The organism is Psychrobacillus sp. FSL W7-1493 (genome assembly GCF_038004905.1).
GTDB lineage: Bacteria > Bacillota > Bacilli > Bacillales_A > Planococcaceae > Psychrobacillus.
In genome coordinates, this window is record NZ_JBBOSB010000001.1 from 3,300,368 (window position 1) to 3,323,616 (window position 23,249).

Annotated in this window: 27 protein-coding genes; all 27 read right to left on the bottom strand. The window is 38.9% G+C overall.

Annotated elements, in window-relative coordinates:
• Positions 1–45 precede the first annotated feature (45 nt).
• The 27 genes from MKX96_RS16330 to MKX96_RS16460 all read right to left on the bottom strand — a co-directional run bounded on the left by MKX96_RS16330 (position 46) and on the right by MKX96_RS16460 (position 23,168).
• The gene (locus tag MKX96_RS16330; RefSeq protein ID WP_340885349.1) at positions 46–465 is read right to left on the bottom strand and encodes a hypothetical protein; all 420 of its coding nucleotides are present in this window, start codon (positions 463–465) and stop codon (positions 46–48) included.
• Positions 466–624: 159 nt separating this feature from the next.
• On the bottom strand, positions 625–885 hold the full coding sequence (locus MKX96_RS16335) for a sporulation transcriptional regulator SpoIIID (RefSeq protein WP_340885352.1): 261 nt from the start codon (positions 883–885) through the stop codon (positions 625–627).
• Between the two features lie 66 nt (positions 886–951).
• A complete protein-coding gene (locus tag MKX96_RS16340; RefSeq protein ID WP_340885355.1) occupies positions 952–1,611 on the bottom strand; it encodes a M23 family metallopeptidase in 660 nt (219 codons plus the stop codon).
• 31 nt (positions 1,612–1,642) lie between these two features.
• Positions 1,643–2,584, bottom strand: a complete 942-nt coding sequence (gene spoIID / locus MKX96_RS16345) for a stage II sporulation protein D (protein ID WP_340885357.1) — start codon at positions 2,582–2,584, stop codon at positions 1,643–1,645.
• A gap of 452 nt (positions 2,585–3,036) precedes the next feature.
• On the bottom strand, positions 3,037–4,332 hold the full coding sequence (gene murA / locus MKX96_RS16350) for a UDP-N-acetylglucosamine 1-carboxyvinyltransferase (protein ID WP_340885359.1): 1,296 nt from the start codon (positions 4,330–4,332) through the stop codon (positions 3,037–3,039).
• A gap of 325 nt (positions 4,333–4,657) precedes the next feature.
• Positions 4,658–4,891: a DUF1146 family protein gene (locus tag MKX96_RS16355; protein WP_169359477.1), complete on the bottom strand. Its 234-nt coding sequence runs from the start codon at positions 4,889–4,891 to the stop codon at positions 4,658–4,660.
• Between the two features lie 359 nt (positions 4,892–5,250).
• The gene (locus MKX96_RS16360; protein WP_169359476.1) at positions 5,251–5,655 is read right to left on the bottom strand and encodes a F0F1 ATP synthase subunit epsilon; all 405 of its coding nucleotides are present in this window, start codon (positions 5,653–5,655) and stop codon (positions 5,251–5,253) included.
• 24 nt (positions 5,656–5,679) lie between these two features.
• On the bottom strand, positions 5,680–7,095 hold the full coding sequence (gene atpD / locus MKX96_RS16365) for a F0F1 ATP synthase subunit beta (RefSeq protein WP_169359475.1): 1,416 nt from the start codon (positions 7,093–7,095) through the stop codon (positions 5,680–5,682).
• A gap of 28 nt (positions 7,096–7,123) precedes the next feature.
• Entirely contained in the window at positions 7,124–7,990 is an 867-nt protein-coding gene (locus MKX96_RS16370) for a F0F1 ATP synthase subunit gamma (protein WP_169359474.1), read from the bottom strand.
• Positions 7,991–8,034: 44 nt separating this feature from the next.
• Positions 8,035–9,543: a F0F1 ATP synthase subunit alpha gene (atpA, locus tag MKX96_RS16375; RefSeq protein WP_340885363.1), complete on the bottom strand. Its 1,509-nt coding sequence runs from the start codon at positions 9,541–9,543 to the stop codon at positions 8,035–8,037.
• Between the two features lie 27 nt (positions 9,544–9,570).
• Complete coding sequence (locus MKX96_RS16380; protein ID WP_340885366.1) at positions 9,571–10,107, bottom strand: F0F1 ATP synthase subunit delta; 537 nt, start codon at positions 10,105–10,107, stop codon at positions 9,571–9,573.
• Complete coding sequence (gene atpF, locus MKX96_RS16385) at positions 10,104–10,631, bottom strand: F0F1 ATP synthase subunit B (RefSeq protein WP_169359471.1); 528 nt, start codon at positions 10,629–10,631, stop codon at positions 10,104–10,106. Before atpF ends, MKX96_RS16380 begins: the two co-directional genes overlap by 4 nt.
• Positions 10,632–10,773: 142 nt before the next feature.
• Complete coding sequence (gene atpE / locus MKX96_RS16390; protein ID WP_144540512.1) at positions 10,774–10,998, bottom strand: F0F1 ATP synthase subunit C; 225 nt, start codon at positions 10,996–10,998, stop codon at positions 10,774–10,776.
• Between the two features lie 66 nt (positions 10,999–11,064).
• On the bottom strand, positions 11,065–11,778 hold the full coding sequence (gene atpB / locus MKX96_RS16395) for a F0F1 ATP synthase subunit A (protein WP_169359470.1): 714 nt from the start codon (positions 11,776–11,778) through the stop codon (positions 11,065–11,067).
• A gap of 26 nt (positions 11,779–11,804) precedes the next feature.
• Positions 11,805–12,176: an ATP synthase subunit I gene (locus MKX96_RS16400; RefSeq protein WP_340885372.1), complete on the bottom strand. Its 372-nt coding sequence runs from the start codon at positions 12,174–12,176 to the stop codon at positions 11,805–11,807.
• Between the two features lie 599 nt (positions 12,177–12,775).
• A complete protein-coding gene (upp, locus tag MKX96_RS16405; RefSeq protein WP_169359468.1) occupies positions 12,776–13,405 on the bottom strand; it encodes a uracil phosphoribosyltransferase in 630 nt (209 codons plus the stop codon).
• Between the two features lie 378 nt (positions 13,406–13,783).
• Positions 13,784–15,019, bottom strand: coding sequence for a serine hydroxymethyltransferase (gene glyA, locus MKX96_RS16410; RefSeq protein WP_445678201.1), 1,236 nt, complete (start codon positions 15,017–15,019; stop codon positions 13,784–13,786).
• A 20-nt stretch (positions 15,020–15,039) separates the two neighbouring features.
• On the bottom strand, positions 15,040–15,585 hold the full coding sequence (locus MKX96_RS16415; protein WP_340885380.1) for a TIGR01440 family protein: 546 nt from the start codon (positions 15,583–15,585) through the stop codon (positions 15,040–15,042).
• A gap of 21 nt (positions 15,586–15,606) precedes the next feature.
• Positions 15,607–16,044, bottom strand: a complete 438-nt coding sequence (rpiB, locus tag MKX96_RS16420; RefSeq protein ID WP_298471536.1) for a ribose 5-phosphate isomerase B — start codon at positions 16,042–16,044, stop codon at positions 15,607–15,609.
• Positions 16,045–16,159: 115 nt separating this feature from the next.
• A complete protein-coding gene (locus tag MKX96_RS16425) occupies positions 16,160–17,470 on the bottom strand; it encodes a methyl-accepting chemotaxis protein (RefSeq protein WP_340885384.1) in 1,311 nt (436 codons plus the stop codon).
• A gap of 11 nt (positions 17,471–17,481) precedes the next feature.
• Positions 17,482–17,913, bottom strand: a complete 432-nt coding sequence (locus tag MKX96_RS16430) for a low molecular weight protein arginine phosphatase (RefSeq protein WP_340885387.1) — start codon at positions 17,911–17,913, stop codon at positions 17,482–17,484.
• Between the two features lie 44 nt (positions 17,914–17,957).
• The gene (locus MKX96_RS16435) at positions 17,958–18,461 is read right to left on the bottom strand and encodes a manganese efflux pump (RefSeq protein WP_340885390.1); all 504 of its coding nucleotides are present in this window, start codon (positions 18,459–18,461) and stop codon (positions 17,958–17,960) included.
• 88 nt (positions 18,462–18,549) lie between these two features.
• Positions 18,550–19,581: an L-threonylcarbamoyladenylate synthase gene (locus MKX96_RS16440; protein ID WP_340885392.1), complete on the bottom strand. Its 1,032-nt coding sequence runs from the start codon at positions 19,579–19,581 to the stop codon at positions 18,550–18,552.
• 67 nt (positions 19,582–19,648) lie between these two features.
• Positions 19,649–20,179 carry a stage II sporulation protein R gene (locus tag MKX96_RS16445; RefSeq protein WP_340885395.1) on the bottom strand — a complete coding sequence of 177 codons (531 nt, stop codon included), beginning with the start codon at positions 20,177–20,179 and terminating at the stop codon, positions 19,649–19,651.
• A 45-nt stretch (positions 20,180–20,224) separates the two neighbouring features.
• Positions 20,225–21,082 (bottom strand): peptide chain release factor N(5)-glutamine methyltransferase, encoded by an 858-nt coding sequence (prmC, locus tag MKX96_RS16450; protein ID WP_340885397.1) that lies wholly within the window; start codon positions 21,080–21,082, stop codon positions 20,225–20,227.
• Positions 21,075–22,154: a peptide chain release factor 1 gene (prfA, locus tag MKX96_RS16455; protein WP_169359458.1), complete on the bottom strand. Its 1,080-nt coding sequence runs from the start codon at positions 22,152–22,154 to the stop codon at positions 21,075–21,077. The genes prmC and prfA overlap by 8 nt, the downstream gene beginning before the upstream one ends.
• Before the next feature lie 435 nt (positions 22,155–22,589).
• Positions 22,590–23,168, bottom strand: a complete 579-nt coding sequence (locus MKX96_RS16460; protein WP_169359456.1) for a thymidine kinase — start codon at positions 23,166–23,168, stop codon at positions 22,590–22,592.
• Between the last annotated feature and the right edge of the window lie 81 nt (positions 23,169–23,249).

The window sequence follows — 23,249 nt, forward strand, 5'->3', positions numbered from 1 at the left end:
CACCTCAATTAGCCAGCTGCTGAAGCCACTTTAGAAAATATGTGATTAATCAAGTAATCGTTTGATCGTTTGCGTAAAATCTTTATTTTGGATTACATAACTATCACTTGTTTTTTCGCTGAAGACTATTACATTTTCATCGAGGAATACGTACAATTTTTGCGAGTAATTTGATTTAGGAGCAATTATATAATCTGCATCGAGGACGGGATATCTTTCGTCTGATTTAATTAGCTTTAAATCCTCGAATAACCTCACTAAATCCTTCTGTTTATCATCGGAAACTTGAATGGGTATTATTTTTCCGTCTTTTAGCTTTTGAACGGATATTGCTGCCTCTTTACTAAAGTTGTTTTCTTCTAAAACGTCTCCTACTGTAAGTTCCTTGGAAAAATAATTGTATAAAAGAATGCCTCCGACTAACAATATCAATATAACGCCACTAAGAATATAATTCCTTTTCAACTCCACACCCCTTTTAAATATTTTAGCTTTTAATTACTAATTTTGGAAAGTATATTTTTCTTTTTCATATGTATAATCTTATTTTATCCATCCATACTACCGATACATAGAATACATTTAGTCATAAGAAAAGGCCGTGAAATATAATATTTCACGACCTTACCTATCATCTTTTTTGGTCTTCCATTTCTGTTTCGTAGCTTCTCCGCCTCGCAGATGCCTGACTGACTTATGGTAGGCAAGAATTTCCTTGACCTCCTTAGCCAGGACTGGATCTACCAGATGAAGTCTTTCCGTTAAGTCTTTGTGTACGGTGCTTTTGGAATGACCTGTTTTGCTCGCGATGGCGCGAACTGTTTTCTTTGTTTCAATTACCATTTCACCCAATCGTATGCATCTATGACGAATCGTTTCGTGCACCAACTCTTCCTTTCGTTAGTAAAGGAACTTTTCACCATTTTATGCATACGAGTGGGCTATTATGAATTAAAATGCTAGTAATGATTCCGGGTTAACAAGGACTCCATTTTCAAGTACTTCAAATTGAAGGTGGATACCTGCAGTAGGATTCCATTCATTTTCAGCTGCAGTTCCAAGAGCTTGGCCTTGTTCAACCTCGTCTCCTGCTTTTACTAGAATGCCAGTGACAGAACGATATTTTGTTTGCATACCATTTGCATGAGAGATTACGATTTCGTCTCCTACGAATGGGTCTACATTTACTGCTTCCACTTTACCGCTTAATGCAGCTACAACTTCAAATGGCTCATTGTTCATTGTTAAAGATACTCCAGTGCTTGCTACGTAAGTTTGGTCAAACACAAGCAGTGATTTCTCACGAGTCGCTTCGTCTGCCTCTAAATCATAATAGTGCTGTACAATTTCCACGTTATCTAGCATAGCTTCCTTAAAAGGATATTTCATAGATTCAGCTTTTGCATTCGTTTCAATTGCAACTTTGTCTGGATTACTTGCGTCCGTCCATTCAGATTCTTCTGCAGAATCATCGCTGACATACACATTATAACCCCAAATCATTCCGACAAACGCTACCGAAAAACCTGTATATACTAGTGGCCAAAACCAAGGTTTTTTCGGGTTCTTACTCTTCTGCTGAGAAGGCTTTTTAGATTGTTCTTCTCTCATTTTCATCACCTCTAATTGCATTGTTGGCATATTAAGGAGATTTTAAACATGGAGAAAAACTTTTTATTTTTGTTCCTGTATAGTAATGCAATAATATGTCATGTGCTTTTTTGGAATCGTTTGCTAAAACCTCGGCACCGTATTGGCTCATCCCTACTCCGTGCCCGTAACCAGTAGTTTCCACTATCACTTTATCATTTTGGAAAGCTACCTTGAAATCAGTAGAAGGCAAGCCAAGTAATGTTCTAACCTCTCTGCCTGTCCAACTTTTACCGTTCATTTCTATAGTCTTTACTCGATTTGAATCAGTTCGGCTTATTTTTACATTACCTACGATATTCTTAGACCACTTCATATCAAACGCGTCTGCCCACTCTTTATGAGTGAACTCAAACGTTTGTTGCACCTTCTTTGAATACTCTTCTTCTTTCTGACTCGGTACGGATACCAAATAAGGTATTGCATACCCACTATAGTTTTCGGCGCTTTCTGTTTGACCATTGCTCGTAGAAAAGAACATTGCAGTTATGAGCTGATCCTGGTAGACAATAATTTCACCTTCCGTAGAAGCGACGACTCGTTGAAGCTTGTCCTCGTATTCCTTAAAGGAATCACCCCAGCGTTTTTTCCTTTCTTCTGGACCTACATACACTTGCTTTTGTACTGTCTTATCAATTGACTTTGATCCATAATCAGTTTCTCTTAAAACATAAGTTCTCGCAGCAATCGACTGTGCTTTTAATGCTTCTTCATGGAATGTGATTGGCATCTCTGCAGCAACTACCCCTAATACATACGTTTCAAGAGGAATTTTCTCCTTTACCCCTTTCACCTCAATTAGTATTGGACAGTCAACTTCAATTTCAAGTACGACTTCTGGTACAGCCTTTTCTTTCACTTTGTCTTTAATCATAAGAAAAGGCAAAATCATTAGACCGATGCAAAGGATTATTAAGAGAATGTATTGTTTCATAGGATTACTATATGCAGTACAAAACTATCTCATGACGGACAAGCTTCTATGCATCTCCCTAAAAGAATAGTAGTCTACAAGATAAATACCCATTTAAACTCATTTTAAGGGGTCTAGAACCTACTTTTAATAATTAGTTGAGGGAAAATATCTTAAAAAGTATTACTCTTCTCAAAACGGCTTAAAACACTAATAAGGGAATTAAACAAGTTTTCCTAATGCTTTATACATTTAAAACATTTTAGCTAATGAAAGAATAAATAGTTCTTCTATTCATAAAACAGCTCGCGAAGATACAATTTCGCGAGCTACCCGCTATTCGTTAGTGATATTCTTGCTTACTTTCTATTGTCCCGTAAAACTTAGACTCCCTAAAACCACTCTTGATTTAATGTAAAAAATCCACAAAAAAAGCACAATGCAGGAATAAATGCATTGTGCCTTTCATATGATTAAACGAGCTGAGCCGCTTTTTCGGTATTTTCTGTTCCAATACGCTCAATGTCAGCGCCTAAAGCAGCTAACTTTTTGTCAAAATTAACATAACCGCGATCTAAATGATAAAGCTGTGTTACTCGAGTTACGCCCTCTGCCACTAAACCTGCAATAATTAGAGCTGCAGCTGCACGAAGATCCGTAGCCGCCACCTCTGCACCTTGTAGGTTAGATGGAGAATCCATCATCACAGAACGTCCCTCAATTTTCATATTACCATTCATACGTCTAAATTCTTCTACGTGCATAAAACGATTTTCAAAAACTGTTTCAGTAATAATACCTGTACCGTGAGCTGTCATCATCAATGCCATCATTTGTGATTGCATATCTGTTGGGAATCCAGGGTGTGGCATTGTTTTAACATCCACTGATTTTAAGTTTCCATTAGAGCGCACACGAAGACCTTGGCCTTCTTCTTTAATCTCAATGCCCATTTCCTGCATTTTAGAAATAAGAGCTGTCATATGTTCAGGAACAGCATTTTCAATTAATACATCGCCTTTTGTAATTGCTGCAGCAACCATAAAAGTTCCTGCTTCAATACGGTCTGGAATAATGTGATGCTCAGTACCGTGCAATTCTTCTACACCCTCGATACGGATTGTATCTGTACCTGCACCTTTAACTTTACCGCCCATTTCATTGATAAAGTTTGCTAAATCAACAATTTCTGGTTCTTTCGCAGCGTTTTCAATAACTGTAATTCCTTCAGCTAGAGCTGCTGCAGTCATGATGTTTTCTGTCGCTCCAACACTTGGTACGTCTAGATAGATTTTAGCACCTTTTAAACGTCCTTCAGTTTTAGCTTCGACAAATCCATGTCCAAATGAAATTTCCGCACCCATTGCTTCAAAGCCTTTTAAATGTTGGTCAATTGGTCTAGAGCCAATAGCACAACCACCCGGCAATGCTACTCGAGCAAAACCATTACGAGCAAGAATTGGTCCCATTACAAGAATGGATGCTCTCATTTTACGCACATACTCAAACTGTGCTTCACTTGATAATTTTTGTTGAGAGTCAATTATTACTTCGTTTAATTCGGGGCTATATGAAATTTCTGTATTTAAACTTTTTAGTACTTCATTTATCGTCAAAACATCTGCAAGTGTTGGTACATCTTTAATTACGTTCTTACCCTTTGTCGCGAGTAGAGCTGCTGCTAATACAGGTAATACTGCATTTTTAGCACCTTCGACCCGTACGTTACCTGTTAACCTTTGGCCGCCTTTAACAACAATTTTATCCACTTAGTTCCCTCCGCGTTCATAATCCTCTTTAGCTAATATATAAAAGAAAAATATGTATGGTGTTGTTTATTATTTCAAAACAATATCATCATACAACGTATTTCGACTATATACAAGCACCGAAAACCCTATTTTCATGTCCTCTTTTGGTAAATTTTCTTAGTCTATTATACGTAGTACCCAGTCTTTTCGTGTAGATATTTATAAATTACCCTACATGTTTAGTAATAAACATCTTCGACAGCATATTTCCCAGGAAATATGAGGAGATTCTACATGCTCATACAAACTTGTCCATAATTTGCATGAGCATGTAGGATCTCTACTAAAATAAGTACTGTAACTGGTTAGACCAGGAAGTTAAATTTAAGAAAAAGTTTGCTACCGTCGAACCTAACATAATGCTTGCCAAAATAAAGAAAAGCTGGGCTTGAAATACATGATTCTTTTTAATAAATTTGTCCACCATAAGAGCTTGTAAAGCATAAAAAGAAATACCAATAAAAAAGATATTAGCAAGAATGGCAATTAATGCTTGCTCTGAATTTAAAAGACCCATATTTCCCCTCCACTTTAGCTAAATCTTTCTTTTATACTTTTAAGAAGAATGTTCATCAAATTCTTCCATGTTTGTCATTTGATCAAAATGTAAATAATACATGTATAGTCTATAAAAAAGTATAAATGATCAAAAGATTTTCTTTCTGTTCATTCAATCGCTCAGAAGATTACAGTTCCAATGTAGTTAAACAAAATTCTTGCTAAAAATGCTCTCCTGTCTTCTAAATAAACATTTCTTTTTATACCTTATTTTATGACGAATAATCTGTATTATCCACTTGAGTTCGTAAATTATAGCTGATTTGCAAGAAAAAAAACGGACAGAAATAAATCTGCCCGTTTTATGTTTCGTCCAAATTAAATGTTACCCTCATAAACGTTGATACGATTCATCGCACGCTTCAAAGCAAGTTCAGCACGAACATAGTCTGTCGTGTCTTGTTTACTTTGAAGTAGTGATTCTGCACGTTTCATCGCTTCTTTTGCACGAGCTACATCAATTGTATCGGCAACCTCAGCAGATTGAGCTAAAATCGTTACCTTTTCAGGACGTACTTCAACAAATCCACCACTTACTGATACATATTGAGATTTACCATCTTTTTTCAATTTAACTGCACCAATACGAAGAGGTGCAACCATTGGAATATGGCCAGGTAAAATACCAATTTCACCCGATGCTGTATTAGCGATAATCATGTCTACTTCAGAATCGTATACCGGGCCGTCGGGAGTGACAATATTGACTATAAGTGTCTTCATATTTTTACCTCCTGGTCCGATTTATTATACTTCTACGCCCATGCTTTTCGCTTTTTCAACAACTTCTTCAATGCGTCCAACTAGACGGAATGCATCCTCTGGTAAATGGTCATATTTCCCTTCAAGAATCTGTTTGAATCCTGCAACAGTTTCTTTAACTGGAACGTAAGAACCTTTTTGACCTGTAAATTGTTCTGCAACATGGAAGTTTTGAGATAGGTAGAACTGAATACGACGAGCACGGTTTACTACAAGCTTGTCTTCGTCTCCTAATTCATCCATACCTAAGATTGCGATGATATCTTGAAGCTCTCTATAACGTTGTAACGTATATTGCACTTGACGTGCTACTTCGTAATGCTCTTGACCAACTACTTCTGGTGAAAGTGCACGTGAAGAAGAAGCTAAAGGATCAACCGCTGGGTAGATACCCATCTCAGATAATTTACGCTCTAAGTTTGTTGTCGCATCTAAGTGAGCGAAAGTTGTAGCTGGAGCTGGATCCGTATAGTCATCGGCTGGTACATAAATCGCTTGGATAGATGTTACAGAACCAGTGTTAGTTGACGTGATACGCTCTTGTAATTGACCCATTTCTGTAGCAAGTGTTGGTTGGTAACCAGCTGCTGATGGCATACGACCTAAAAGTGCTGATACCTCAGAACCTGCTTGTGTGAAACGGAAGATATTATCGATGAATAGAAGTACGTCTGCACCTTGCTCATCACGGAAATATTCAGCCATTGTTAAACCAGTCAAGGCAACACGCATACGTGCTCCAGGTGGCTCGTTCATTTGTCCGAATACCATTGCTGTTTTCTTGATAACGCCTGAATCGCTCATCTCATGGAATAAGTCATTTCCTTCACGCGTACGCTCTCCAACACCAGCGAATACCGAGATACCGCCATGCTCTTGAGCAATGTTATTGATAAGTTCTTGGATAAGAACTGTTTTCCCTACTCCGGCACCACCGAATAGACCGATTTTACCACCTTTAATATATGGGGCTAAAAGGTCTACTACTTTAATACCTGTTTCAAGAATTTCAACTTCCGTTGAAAGGTTTTCAAATGTTGGTGCTTGACGGTGAATTGGATCACGACGCTCTGTAGTAGGAATTTCTTCTCCTAAGTCAATAATATCACCAAGAACGTTGAATACACGTCCTAGAGTTACATTACCAACTGGAACAGAAATTGCTGCACCCGCATCTATTACCTCTGCACCACGTTTAAGTCCATCAGTAGATGACATCGCAATTGTGCGAACAGAATCATCACCTAAGTGTAAAGCTACTTCTAACGTTAACGTAGTAGGAGCTTCGTTTGGACGTTCAATAGCTACAGTTAATGCATTATAGATAGCTGGTAAGTGGCCGTTGTCAAACTTTACGTCAACAACTGGACCCATTACTTGTAGTACTTGTCCTTTGTTCACTACTGTTCCCTCCTGTCTTACTTTCTTCCTATTCTAGAGCCGATGCTCCGCCGACGATTTCCGTAATCTCTTGCGTAATCGCTGCTTGACGTGCTCGGTTGTATACTAATGTTAAGTTACTAATCAAATCAGATGCGTTATCTGTTGCAGATTTCATCGCAGACATACGCGAAGCATGTTCACTTGCTTTACCGTCGAGTAATGCACCGAAAATTAGGCTTTCTGCATATTGAGGAAGTAACACTTCAAGGATTGCTTCACTTGAAGGCTCGAACTCATATGAAGCAGTTGTAGCTGCGCCAGTTTCTTGTGCAATATCCGTAAGTGGCAGTACCTTTTTCTCTGTAACTTCACTAGAGATGGCACTGACAAAGTGGTTATAGTACATATAAAGTTCATCATATGTACCATCCGTGAACATACCAACAGCTTTGCGAGCAATTTCTTTAATATCAGAAAAAGCTGGTTGGTCAGGTAAACCGATAACTTCTCCGATTACATTAGAACCACGTTTTACGAAGAAGTCACGTCCCATACGACCAATTGCTAAAACAACATACTCATCCTTTGATGCATGACGACTAGCGATTGCATTTGCAACAGCACGTATAACGTTACTGTTGTATGCTCCTGCTAACCCACGATCAGAAGTGATTACAAGATATGCAGTCTTTTTTACAGGACGGTTTATTAACATTGGATGTCCACTGTCACTCGTACCTGAAGCAATTGCACCTACTACCTCTTGAATTTTACCCATGTAAGGAACATATGCTTTCGCATTTTCCTCCGCACGGTTCAACTTAGAAGCAGAAACCATTTGCATAGCTTTTGTGATTTGACTCGTTTTCTTAGTTGACGTAATTTTATTTTTAATGTCGCGTAAAGATGCCACTGGTATTTCACCACCTTATTGTTTTTTTCACTTAGACAAAGATATTATTCAGATTTAGCAAAAGTTTTTTTGAATGCAGAAATTGCATTGTTTAAATCCTCTTCTGAAGGAAGATCTTTTGTCGTGCGAATATGATCTAAAACGTTTGTGTGGTTTGTATCTAACCAGCTGCTAAGCTCTGCTTCGAAGCGAGAGATATCTTTAACTGGAACATCATCTAAATGACCGCGAGTAAGAGCGTATAAAATAATAACTTGTTTTTCTACTTTAATAGGAGAGTTCAAGTCTTGTTTTAGTACTTCTACTGTACGAACACCGCGATTAAGTTTCGCTTGTGTTGCAGCATCTAAATCTGATCCGAATTGAGAGAATGCTTCAAGCTCACGGTATGCAGCTAAGTCAAGACGAAGTGTACCCGCAACTTTTTTCATTGCTTTAATTTGAGCTGATCCACCAACACGGGATACTGATAAACCAGCGTTGATAGCTGGACGTACACCAGAGAAGAATAAATCAGATTGTAAGAAAATTTGACCATCCGTAATTGAGATTACGTTTGTTGGAATGTAAGCAGAGATATCCCCAGCTTGTGTTTCAACGAATGGTAATGCAGTGATTGAACCTGCACCTAATGTTTCGTTTAACTTCGCAGCACGCTCAAGTAGACGGCTGTGTAAGTAGAATACATCCCCTGGATATGCTTCACGACCTGGAGGACGTTTAAGAAGTAATGAAAGCTCACGGTATGCAGCAGCTTGTTTAGATAAATCATCATAAACGATTAATACGTGCTTACCATCGAACATAAATTCTTCTGCCATAGTTACACCAGCATAAGGAGCTAAGTATAATAATGGAGCTGGAGCAGATGCAGATGCAGTTACAACGATTGTGTAATCTAAAGCACCTTTTTTACGAAGTGTTTCTACTACGTTACGAACAGTCGATTCTTTTTGACCGATAGCAACATAGATACAAATCATATCTTGGTCTGCTTGGTTAAGGATTGTATCAATCGCAACAGATGTTTTACCTGTTTGACGGTCACCGATGATTAACTCACGTTGACCACGTCCGATTGGTACAAGAGCGTCAATCGCTTTAATACCTGTTTGAAGTGGTTCATGTACAGATTTACGTGCCATAACCCCTTGTGCAGGACTTTCGATTGGACGTGATTTTGTTGTTGCAATAGGGCCTTGTCCGTCAAGTGGTTGACCAAGTGGATTAACTACACGGCCAATCAATTCTTTACCAACAGGAACTTCCATAATACGGCCTGTACGACGTACTTCATCGCCTTCTTTGATGTCTGTGTATGGCCCAAGGATAACGATACCAACGTTATTCGCTTCCAAGTTTTGTGCCATACCTAATACACCAGTCGAGAATTCTAAAAGCTCTCCAGCCATGACGTTGTCGAGGCCATGAGCACGCGCGATACCGTCACCAATTGTAATAACCGTACCAACGTCGCTAACTTTCATCTCAGATTCATAACTCTCAATCTGCTGTTTAATCAAGACACTGATTTCTTCAGCTTTGATGCTCATGTATGTCACCTCTCATAATTCATAATATTAACCGATCAAGTTACGTTTTAAGCGATCTAACTTTGTACTTAGAGTGCTGTCGTAAATGCGGTTTCCGATTTGAACGCGGATACCACCAATAATAGATGGATCAACGATGTTTTGAATACGTAATGATTGTTTACCTACGTTTTTAGCAAATACCGTAGAAACGTTTGCACGCTCTACTTCTGTAAGCTCACGAGTTGTATACACCTTTGCATCTGCAACACCTTGTGCTTCATTAGAAAGGGTCATAAACTCTTCAATGATGTTTGTAACTTCGCTTAATCTTTTCTTGTCAATAAGCACTAGAAGTGTATTGATGACGATTGGATTAGCGTTTGAGAAAATTTGACGTACTAGCTCTTTTTTCTTATCTATAGAAAGCTTAGGAGATGTAAACAATGTTTTCAAATCTTTATTGCCTTTCCAGACTACATTAAGCTCACGTAAATCATTTTCTACTGCTTGAATTTCGTTTTTTTGTTGTGCTAGATCGAACAATGCGATGGCATAGCGTTTTGCTGCAGTTGAATTACTCAATTAACTTCGCCTGCCTTCGCAATCGTTGCCTCGATTAGCGCACGGTTATCTTCTTCCGAAACTTCTTTTTCAAGAACTTTAGCTGCTGCAAGTACAGATAGTGAAACGACTTCTTGTCGTACCGCTGCAATCGCTCTTTCTTTTTCTGTATCGATTTCACGGATAGCAGATTCTTTCAAACGCGCAGCTTCTGAGCGAGCAGTAGTGATAATTTCTTCACGTGATGCTTCCCCTTGCTTCTTCGCATTTTCTACAATCGCTAACGCTTCTGTGCGTGCTTCTTTTAGTAAGTCACGTTGTTCTTCAAGTAGACGCTGAGATTCTTGACGGCTAGTTTCAGCTGCTTCGATTTCGCTCGCGATCAACTCTTCACGCTGTGTCATGATTCCCATTAAAGGACCCCAAGCCACTTTCTTCAATAAGATCATCAATAAGATGAAGAAGAATAATGTAGCTGCGATATCCCAAACATTTAACCCATTATGAGTATCACCAGCACCAAGTACTAGGTATTCAAAAGACACGATTGTTTCACTCCTTTCAAACGCTATTAAGAGATCTTGCTTCTATAATGTTTAAACTTGTGTTTATTATTTTCTAATTCATGTTTTTTCATAAAGAGAATGGCGGAGTTAGTTTCCGCCATTATAGACTTAAATATAAATACTATTGGTTTAATACGATAAACGCGATAACTACTGCGATAATCGGCACGGCTTCAACTAACGCTACCCCGATGAACATAACTGTTTGTAAAGCTCCACGTGCTTCTGGTTGACGAGCGATACCTTCTACTGTTTTTGAAACGATTAGACCATTACCAATACCTGCACCAAGTGCACCTAAACCAACTGCTATAGCTGCTGCTAAAAGACCAACTGAACCTACCATTGTTTAATTTCCTCCTTGGAATGTTGTTTTTTTTTTATTTTCTGCCTAGTTTCCTAAACAGTTATATTAATGGTCTGCTGACACTTTATGTGACATATAAACCATTGTTAACATAACGAAAATGAATGCTTGGATTCCACCGATAAAGATAGAGAACCCTTGCCAAGCCATTGCCGGAACGATTGCTCCGAAAAAGCCAAAAATACTAGATGTTGCTAAACCTGCGATTAAGCCTAATAATACTTCCCCCGCATAGATATTACCGTAAAGACGTAGACCGAGTGTCAACGTATTTGCGAATTCTTCTATAACTTTCAATGGGAATAATAGTGGCATTGGCTTCAAGTAAGTATCAATATTGTACTGTTTGAAACCTTTCATCTTAATACCGTAATAGTGAGTTAAAACAATAATCATCACTGATAGTGTCATAGCAACTGTTGGATCTGCTGTCGGTGATTTCCACCAAAGCACTCCGTCATACGTAATTGCAAACGGTAAACCTAATAAGTTGGCTATTGCGATAAACATGATTAATGTAATTCCTAGAATATGGAATCTTCCGCCTGTTTTCCAGTCGAAATTACTTTTAATAATTCCTTTCACGAAGTCCATAATCCACTCCATGAAATTTTGCATCCCAGTTGGTTTAAGCTTTAAGCTTCTCGTTGCAAAAAATGCAATTAAGAAAACGATCAGAGAAGTTACAAACAACATAAGGATGTTTGACCAGTTCCCCGTCATACCCCAAAGCACAAATTCTGGATTTGAGTGTCCCACGATTCTTTCACCTCTCTTTCACATACTCATGGCTGATTTCTAACTAACAAAATTCGTTCTACAATAAGTAGAACATAGGGAATCATTAATCCGATAACCGTACTAATTAGATGTATATCATCTGGGAAAATAAGTGCAATTGCAACTGCAGCAATACCTGAGGCAAACCGAAAGCTTGTCCCTAAGCCTGCTCGTCCCTTTTCACCTAACATCACACGATCAAATTTTTCCATTCTACGTACTAGTATCCAGAAATTGTACAGACCGAATAAGGAACCTACTGCTAAGCCCGCAAAAATAGCAGAATACGGCGTAAATGCCCATCCAAGAACACAGATCGCAAGCAAAAAAATTATGTACTTCTTTTGCCTCGTAAAAATACGTTGCATTTCTAGCATTGGTCTAATCTCCTGAATCGTATTTTCGAATGGTAGTGATTCTCGTTGCTTTCGTTATAAAAACTAGGCATAAACAAATCACTAAAAGATTGGAGTGGTTCCAAAAGTATGATCAATTCACTAAAATGTGAACGTATCGTCTATAGAACCTACAAGCTGTGAGAGAATCGCTAAAAATAGAGCTATCCCTTGTAACGGACGTCAAAATGACGCATAAAAGTGTACTCACGTTTCCCCTAATATAAGTAAAAACTGTGAATCTAGTAGAAAGTTGATACATCAAGCGTTTCACGCATGAAACCCCTATCATGATTTATCCTTTGTAAGCATACAATAGGGTCTATTTGATGTCAATTGCTATCAGTGAAAAACTTCACGTAGATGACTAGATTGACAATTTATCGACAAATTTAAAAGAAAATTTCGCAACTTTTAATAATAGGGGCATTCTTCTATTAAATACTTAATCCGCTTAGTCACACCTTTACAATCTTACCATACATTTATGCAGTACGTTGACCTTACGTAGAAAGAAGGCCAACTTACTGCAAGCATTACCTAATTAACTAATTTTTACTCAAATAGAGAACTTACTTCCCTTACTTCGTTCCGAACAAACGGTCTCCTGCGTCTCCAAGACCAGGAACTATATAACCGTGGTCGTTTAGCTTTTCATCTAATGCAGCAATATAAATATCAACATCTGGGTGAGCATCTTGAAGTGCTTTTACACCTTCAGGAGCAGCGATTAGACACATAAACTTAATGCTCATTGCGCCACGCTTTTTCAGAGAGTTAACTGCTTCTATGGCAGAACCGCCAGTTGCAAGCATTGGATCTACTAGGATAAAGTCACGATCAGCAACATCTGCAGGAAGCTTCACGTAATATTCAACCGGTTTTAATGTTTCTGGATCACGATATAGTCCGATATGTCCCACTTTTGCAGCTGGAATAAGATTTAGCATACCATCGATCATGCCTATACCCGCACGAAGAATTGGTACTAGTCCTAATTTCTTTCCTGCAATTACTTTCGATTTTGTAACCTGAACAGGAGTTTCTACTTCCACCTCTTCTAAAGGTAAGTCACGTGTAATTTCAAAGGCCATTAATGTCGCTACCTCATCTACTAATTCACGGAATTCTTTCGTACCAGTTTTCACATCACGGATATATGTAAGTTTATGTTGAATCAGTGGATGATCAAATACGTATACTTTTGCCATATTACATCTCTCCTTCTTGTTTTTTTTCATCTTTGCCATTATAACAAAAACGGTAGTATTCATACTAGTAATCACAAGGACTTAATATTGCGTCTATTTCATGCAGTTGAACAATTATCTGTTGCTTAACTTAAAAGTCTTTTTACACAAATAAATTGGTTCACAGACAAGAGCTGTCTTTATTGTTTGACCAAAGAGGTTCATTCAGCTCATTCATCTTAAAATGATTTTTTGAATAGTTAATCTACCCAACCTCCAATAGTATCTTCCCCGATAGCGCGCTTCTTTAATCTTGTACCACACTCGATGATTGGAGAATTACTTTTGGCCATAGATAAGGGAGGCTTATGACACAGTCATAGGCCTCCCACACAACAGTTAATTATATAGAGGGAATTGATTAGTTAGAGCTTGCACTCTTTCTTTCGCTTCAGCAATTACTGTAGCATCCTCATGATTCTTTAAAAGTTTAGCAATAATAGAAGCAATTTCTTTCATTTCTTCTTCTTTGAAGCCACGTGAAGATACCGCTGGTGTTCCTACACGAACTCCTGAAGTAATGAATGGGCTAGAAGTATCGAAAGGAATTGTATTTTTGTTAGCAGTAATTCCTACTTCATCTAGTACATGCTCTGCTACTTTACCAGTTAAGCCTAGTGCAGAAACATCTAATAGCATAACGTGGTTATCCGTACCACCAGAAACAATACGAACTCCTTCTGCTGTTAAGCTATCAGCTAATACCTTAGCATTTGCAACCACTTGCTGTTGATATTCTTTAAACTCAGGTTGAAGTGCTTCACCGAAAGCAACCGCTTTTGCAGCAATTACATGCATTAATGGCCCACCTTGAATACCTGGGAAAATAGTTTTATCAATTTTCTTAGCGAATTCCTCAGTAGTTAAGATCAATCCACCACGTGGTCCACGTAACGTTTTGTGCGTTGTAGAAGTCACAAAATGAGCGTGTGGTACTGGGTTTGGATGAAGACCTGCAGCTACTAAGCCTGCTATATGAGCCATATCTACGAATAAGTATGCTCCAATTTCATCAGCAATTTCACGGAATTTAGCGAAGTCAATTGTACGTGAATATGCACTTGCACCAGCAACAATCATTTTAGGCTTGTGTTCTAGAGCGATAGAGCGAATTTCCTCGTAATCTATCATTTCTGTTTCTTTGTTTACACCATACTCAATGAAATTATATTGAATTCCACTAAAGTTTACAGGAGAACCATGCGTTAAATGCCCGCCGTGGGATAAGTTCATCCCTAAAATAGTGTCACCTGGCTGTAAAGCTGTCATATAAACGGCCATATTAGCCTGAGAACCAGAATGTGGTTGCACATTTGCATGCTCTGCTCCAAAAATTTCTTTTAAGCGATCGCGAGCAATATTCTCTACTACGTCTACATGCTCACAGCCACCGTAATAGCGTTTGCCAGGATAGCCCTCTGCATATTTATTTGTCAGAACAGAACCCTGTGCTTCCATTACAGCTTCTGATACAAAGTTTTCTGATGCAATAAGTTCGATGTTTGATTGTTGACGTTTTTTCTCTGATAACATTGCCTCAAATACTGCTGGATCTTGTGATTGAATCTTTTTCACTTCTAGTTCCTCCTCTAAATTCATCCGTAAAATGCTCGTACCCCGCCAATAAGTTTTGGTCTAGTATTAGCGATCGTTATAATCGCTTCCCCTACCATTTTGGTGGATACACGTATCGGTACAGCAACTGGTTGCAGCTGCATGCCAATCATTGTTTGACCAATATCAAGTCCTGCTTTAGCCTGCACATGCTCAACCACTACAGGGTCCTGGAATTGGGTATATGCGTAGGCGGACATAGAGCCTCCTGCACGAACAACTGGAATAACTGAAACCTCCGGCAGTCTATATAGCTGCTGTGAGGCTCTTTCCATCGTTAATGCACGATTGATATGTTCACAGCCTTGAAAGGCCAGAAGTATTTTATTGCGCTCCGCAAATGCTCGAATCGGTTCAAATAAAACCTCTGCTACCTCTAACCCACCGGCAGTTCCTATCTTTTTCCCGATTACTTCAGAGGTAGAGCATCCTACAACGAACAAATCATTTTCATGAAAAGTTATTTGCTGCTCCACTTCCAGGAGAAGCTGTTCCATTTGCTGTTGCCACAAATTTTTTGCTTCCATCTGAAATCCCTCTATTCAAAGTTATTTTTCTAAAGCTGAAATTTTTTCAATACGGCGTTCGTGACGACCACCTTCAAATTCTTGAGCTAACCAAGTTGCCACGATTTCTCGTGCAAGGCCTGGACCAATTACTCGCTCTCCCATTGCAAGAACGTTAGAGTCATTATGACAACGTGTTGCTTTAGCAGAAAAAACATCATGCACTAAAGCACAACGAATTCCTTTAATCTTGTTGGCAGCGATGGACATTCCAATACCCGTCCCACAAATTAAAATTCCACGATCATACTCTCCACTTGCTACACCTTCTGTTACCGGTGCTGCATAGTCAGGGTAATCGACAGAATCATTTGTCTGTGGACCAAAGTCCTTATAGGAAAGTCCGAGTTCTTCAAGCTGTTGAATAATTTCTTTACGAAGGTTATTGCCTCCGTGATCAGAAGAAATTGCAATTTTCATCTTGTTCCCTCTTTTCTGTTTAGTACTCAAATTCATCATACCATCTTTTTGAGCAAAAAAATACAACTCAAATCGTTTGAGCTGTATCAGTTTTTGACATATTCATTTTATAACATTATCGGGTAGTACGGTCAAACTGAGAGATCACCTGGAACAGATCTTCGGACTGACGTTTCAAGTCTTCTGTTAAAATATCAACTTGTTCAATAGAGCGAGCTTGTTCATCCGTAGCACTTCTTACTTCCTCTGCTCCCGCTGAAGTTTCCTCTGCAATCGCTGCCACATCCTGAGATTGTCGAGCGGTGCTTTCTATATTAGATAGCTGTTTTTCTACAAGAGAAGAAATCTCTACTACTGATTCAGCCATTTCATGAACTTTTGTCGACATACCTTCTACTGCTGCATTCGTTTCAGATACACGTTTTGCTTCCCCAACTGCAAAGCTTACTTGGTTCGTCATCTGTTGAACTACTGTTTGAACATCACTTTGTATCGCTAGAATAAGGGTAGAAATACCTTGCACTGCCTTCGCACTTTCATCTGCAAGTTTACGTACTTCCTCTGCTACTACCGCGAAGCCTTTACCATGCTCTCCTGCACGTGCAGCTTCTATAGAAGCATTCAGTGCTAGCAGATTAGTTTGTGCTGCTATGTCTCCAACTAACTGAATGATACTTTCAACCTTGCTGGCATTCTCTTCTAACTGATGAACGTTCCCTAAAGCAGATTCACTGCCAGAGGCAATTTTTTGTATGCCACTCACTAAAGATTGTATGACCTTAGTAGTTTCTGATAGCTCGGTAATCATTTCTTTTGACTGTGCAGACGATTTTTCAGCACGCTTATTTACCTCTGAAGCAAGTACTCTAACATCCTCCACTGACTCAGCTGTTTCTTGAACAGCCATAGCGGATTGCTCTGCTCCTTCGGAAATCTGAGCTATAGTAGAGGCGATTGCCTCTGCCTGATCAGATGCAACGGAAGCTTCTTCTGCAAGCTTTTGTACACTGTTGTTTGTTTTATCAAAGTTTTCTTCTATTCCTTGGACCATTTCACGAAGGTTTTCTAACATCGTTTGGAAGGCAATAGCTACGGATTGAATCTCATCTTTAGAGTTTGGAACTTCTACATCCACACCAATTTTACCTTCTGAGGCAAGTGTTGCAACCTTCTCTAAGTTAAACAGAGGCTTGATGATTAACCCACTGAAAAAGTAAGCAAGAAGGCCTGACCAGAATATACCTAAAGCATATGTAAGAATTTCAAATGGGAGCGAACCTATATTTATATCGATTGATTGTAAATAAGGCTGTACATAATTGATAAAAAATGCACTTGTTGAATAAGTAATTAAAGCAAGAACCGTTACAAAAAGCACAATTTTCTTTTGAAATCCAAAAGCGTGCCTTTTTCTTTTCTCTTTCATCCCTTTTCCCCCTATAGCTTCTTGACTAATCCCTCTGTTAGCATACTAAGTTCTTCATAAGTCCGTTCGTATATACCCAGGTTTCCTCCAAAAGGATCCATTACATCCTGTATATCGTCCGGAGTTACAAATTCTTTATACATATAAATCTTAGAAATTGCTTCGGGAAAAGCAAAAATAAGGGCCTGTTTGTGAGCAGCAGTCATCGTTAAAATTAGATCTGCCCACTCCACAATAGACGGCCGTAGGGAGGAGGATTTATGGGTAAAAGGAATGTTGTTGTCTATTAGAACTTTTTGACTATTTAAAGACATTTTTTCCCCATCCATTGCATAAATACCTGCTGACTTCACATTTACATCAGCTAAGTTCTTTGCTTTTAAAATGGCCTCTGCCATCGGGCTTCTACAAGTATTACCTGTACAGACAAATAAAATATTCATACTAATCATTCCTTTATGTTAATGTGTATCGGCTATCTATTTTGTTATAGATTTTGAAGAGTAAGCAAGCCCATGACTAATAAAACTCCACCGGCCAGTTTCATGATCATGCCTCTGTTCATAACAGTGTTTTTATATATAATTTTCTGTGCAACAAGTACTCCAACAAAAGCAAAGATGCCTGCACTTAGAATAAAAATGAACTTTTCTATTTGGAGCATACCAAAGGAAATACTGACCGAGAAGGTATCTAGACTCGCTACTATAGCCAAGATATATGGTGGCATCATCGGTATTTCTTTTGGAGATTTTGATAATACCATTTGAAGACCTACCAAGGTTAGCAGGACTCCTGATAAATAAGGGCTTGCCTGCTGTAAATAGGTTTGTACCAAAACACCTGCATAATAACCTATTAAGGGGAAGAGCATATGTAAGGATGCGACCCAAGCAGCTAGAGTCAAAACCTGTTTTCTATATGATACAAGAGAAAATAAGATAAGTACATCTACCGACATTAAGAATCCTGCTAATATTTCTGTCCACAAAAAAATCTCTCCCGTCTATTTGCATAATTAAATGTATGCAAATGGACGGGAGAGAATACAAAATATAGACAACCTTTTTTTACTTGTTTTACTTTTCGAAAAACCATTTGCCATCCGCTGCTTTTTCTAAACGATTCATAATTGCTGCTCCAACGCCATCCTTTCGGAAAACAGGGGCAAGCACGATATCTGCATCTGTATCGTCGCAGCTTCTAAGTGCCTCATATAACAAATGAGCAGCTTCTTTTACTTGTTCATGGTTACCAAGTGAAAAATAATAGTTGGCATCTACTACTTTCAATTGATCCGTTGCAATGAGGGCAACTTTTTTATCTTCCTTATGTATACTAGCGATAGCTTCTTGTATCGAGTGTACTGATGCCTCTATTAAATAGACAGGTGCATTTGGGGCATAGTGAGCATATTTCATGCCAGGTGCTCTTGGAGCTTCTGATTTATCTACAAGCTTTGTTTCATTGATCTGGCCAATAACTTGTTCAAGCATTTCCTTTGTTACTCCACCTGGTCGTAGAATAGTTGGAATCTCACTAGTACAGTCAAGCACCGTCGATTCAAGCCCCATCCCAGTTGCTCCGCCATCAATTATAGCAGGGATTCTACCATTTAAATCCTTGTACACGTGTCTTGCTTTAGTTGGGCTAGGTTTTCCACTTCGATTTGCGCTCGGAGCAGCAACCGGAAGTTTTAGTTCACGTAAAAGTTTTAAAGCCACGGGATGATTAGGCATTCTTACCCCGACTGTATCCAAGCCTGCGCTAACATTGGAAGCCAAAACAGTTTCCTTCAGCGGTAGTATTAACGTTAATGGTCCTGGCCAAAATGCATCCATACATAGCTGTGCATTTTCCGGGATGTGAGAGATGAAATCACTAATTTCATCCTTAGATCCAATATGCACAATAAGAGGATTATCCTGGGGTCTGCCTTTTGCTTCAAAAATTTTCGCTACCGCTTTTTCATTCGTTGCGATGGCTCCTAAGCCGTAAACAGTTTCCGTTGGGAAAGCTACCACTTCACCCGAATGTAATAAATGGACGGCCTCTGTATAACTTATTCCTTCTGTGGATAAGTTACCCACAGATAAAATTTTTGTATTCATACGTAACTTCTCCTTTTTTAGAACCTTATCCACAAAATGTTAATAACTTTCAGACAATTGTGGAAAACTATGTGGAAAATTTCTTTTTTAACCATTCCCAAACAAAGAATTTAGGCTTTTCTTCTTTTACTTCTTCTTTATAGCATGCTTTAGGAAATAGACCACACCACCAATTATCTCCTCTTCCACTACCGATAGAAACTACAATCGCCTCCACCTGCGTCTGAGCTGCAATTCCACTTTCCCATTCCTTTGGCGGAAAGATCGTTTGCCCTTGTGTGATTGTCATCTTCTCCTGCAAGCTACTTGATAGGCTCAGGACTGTCTTCTCTAATTCTTTTATCGTAGCGTCTGGATCCTTTTCATAATTGACTAAGATTGGCGCTATTTTATCCTGTACTTCCATTTTCACCTGCTGATCATAAGCGGTGTTGCTGTTAGCAACTAATCGAAAGCGCATCGCCTCCGTTTGTTCCGCATTATGAATGAAAACAAATAATATCGTTTGAATAACCAATAGCATCCATACAAAGAGAATAACTGCATCTATTTTTTGTCCTACTTTACCTGCTCTTTTTATCTCGTAATCTGGTAACATGTAACATTCCTCCCTTAGGAACATTGTTACCAATAGATTCATATCTTATTCAGCATTTGTACAAAAAACAAAACGATTTTTTCCATTAATGTCTTGAATGACCTCTACATTCCCTTTAGGAAAGGCTTTTTGAAGCATATCAGCAACAGCTGGCCCCTGCTCATAGCCAATCTCAAAACCTATTAAACTAGTTGAATTCATCAAGGAAGGTAGCTGCTCTGCTAATTTACGATAAAGTAAAAGACCATCCTCATCTGCAAATAAAGCCAAATGCGGTTCATAATCTATCACTGTATCTGATAAGCTTGGCGCCTCTGAATGTGCAATATAAGGTGGATTCGATAAAACAATATCCCATTTTTCATGTGATATAGGCTCCGCCAAATCTCCTTGTTTAAAGTCGATAATCGCTGACAGTCTTTCTGCATTTTGAGTTGCTACCTGTAATGCATTCTCAGATATATCTGTAGCAGTCACCTTTGCATTTGGCAGTTCCTTTTGAATAGTAATCGCAATGGCTCCACTTCCTGTACCAATATCTGCAACATTTAACGGGTTTTTACCCTTAAATAGATGTGGTGCACGCTTTCTTACCTCTTCTATTAGTTCCTCGGTTTCAGGTCGGGGAATTAAAACAGACTCGTTCACTAAAAATTCTCGATCATAAAAGGTTTCCTGACCAATTATATATTGATACGGTCTACCGGTTGCATGCTCCTCCACATAGCTCCAGAAGGTATTAAAAGAATCTGTTGATATCTCTTCATACATGGCCATCATAAGCGCAGAGTAATTTTTCCCTAGGACAAATTGTAAAATATAACGAGCTACTTCTTTTTCACGGTTATTCTCCTCTAAAAAAGAAGAAGCCCGGTTCAGGGCCTCATAAATGGTCTTAGACATTTGTATCATTCATTCTTTCTAATTTTTCAGCTTGATCCTCTAATATCAGTGCATCTACCACTTCATTTAGCTTGCCTTCTAAAATTTGGTCTAGCTTTTGAATAGTTAAACCGATACGGTGGTCCGTCACTCGATTTTGTGGATAATTGTATGTGCGAATTCGTTCCGAACGGTCACCAGTCCCTACCGCTGATTTACGAACAGCATCATACTCTGCTTGCGCTTCTTGACGGAACTTATCCGCTACACGTGCACGAAGAATTTTCATTGCTTTTTCTCTGTTTTTAATCTGAGATTTTTCATCCTGCATGGAAACAGTGATTCCTGTAGGTAAATGGGTCATACGAACAGCTGACATAGTCGTGTTAACCGATTGTCCACCAGCACCTGATGATGCAAAAGTATCTACACGAACTTCTTTTTCGTGAATCTCTACGTCTACTTCTTCCGCTTCTGGAAGAACTGCAACTGTTGCAGTCGAGGTATGAATACGGCCACCTGACTCAGTTTCTGGAACACGCTGCACGCGGTGTGCACCATTTTCGTATTTCATCTTAGAATAGGCATTATTACCATTAATCATAAAGATGATTTCTTTATATCCGCCTAAACCCGTTGGATTCGATTCCATAACCTCGATTTTCCAGCCTTGTGTTTCCGCAAATCTGCTGTACATACGGAAAAGATTCCCTGCAAATAATGCTGCCTCATCTCCACCCGCAGCCCCACGGATCTCCATAATAACGTTTTTGTCATCGTTCGGATCTTTCGGGATCAACAAAATACGTAAACGCTCTTCTAGCTCAGCAATCTGCCCTTCTAGCTCGTTCACTTCTTCCTTCACCATTTCACGCATATCTGCATCTAGCTTCTCATCAAGCATTTGCTTTGCATCCTGGTATTGGCTTTTAACATCCTTATATTCTCTATACGCATCCACTGTCGCCTGTAGATTCGATTGTTCCTTTGAATACTCTCTTAGCTTGTTCGTATCATTCACTACATCTGGATCACTAAGCAATTCATTTAAATTATTATAACGGTCTTCTACCGATTGTAATCGATCAAACATCGTGCTCACCTCGTTCATTTATATGTCTAATAGTACTATTATAAAGAAAAAGCGTAGCGCTTGCTACTTTTTCTATTTTAAAGGGCCTTTATGCTAATGAAAGAATATATACCTATTCTATTAAGTAAAGCGCTCGCGAAGATGCAATTTCGCTCGCCATCTGCTGGTTTACGGATTGATAGCTCAACTGCACAGGTGGGAACCGTTTGTTCAAGGCTTCGCTTCGTCTCCGCAGAGTTTTTGGCTTTCTGCAAGGTTCTTGCTCATTTCCGCAAGGTTTATGCCCGTCTCTGCAAGGTTCATCGCCGTCTCCGCAAGGTTTTTGGCTTTCTGCAAGGTTCTTTCTCATTTCCGCAAGGTTTATCCCTATCTCTGCAAGGTTCATCGCCGTCTCCGCAAGGTTCTCTATATTTTATTAGAAATACCTACTTCTGTTCACTGAGTAAGCGGAGGATTGGAGTGGCATTTGCGGCAAACTGGATAATAGGAGTCATTTCCACCGATTTGAATTTGTTCTCCTGTATATACTGGTTGACCGCTCTCATCCACTCGTAAGTTCATGATTGCTTTGCGATGACAGAACCAGCATATCGTTTTCATTTCTTCGATTTTATCCGCATAGATCAACATATATTTACTGCCCTCGAACATTTCGTTTTGGAAGTCATTCTTTAAGCCAAAGCCCATGACAGGGATATTTAGTTCATCTACAATTTGTGTAAGCTGAAGAACATGCTCTTTTTTTAAGAATTGCACCTCATCGATTAACACACAATATGGTTTCGGATCTATTTCTTTTACTACTTCATATAAGTTCGTTTCATCATAAATTGCAGTGGCCTTTCTCTTCAAGCCAATTCGGCTAGAGACGTGTCCCACCTCATCACGAGTATCAATACCAGGGGTGAAAATTACGACTGGTTTGTTTTGTTCTTCATAATTATGTGCTACCTTTAGAATTTCAATTGATTTTCCACTGTTCATCGCGCCATGCTTAAAAAATAGTTGAGCCATGATATATCTCCTTACTTATCGACTATGTATTTTGCTTCTATCTATTTATATCATACGGGTGTATTCCCCGAAACTATTTTA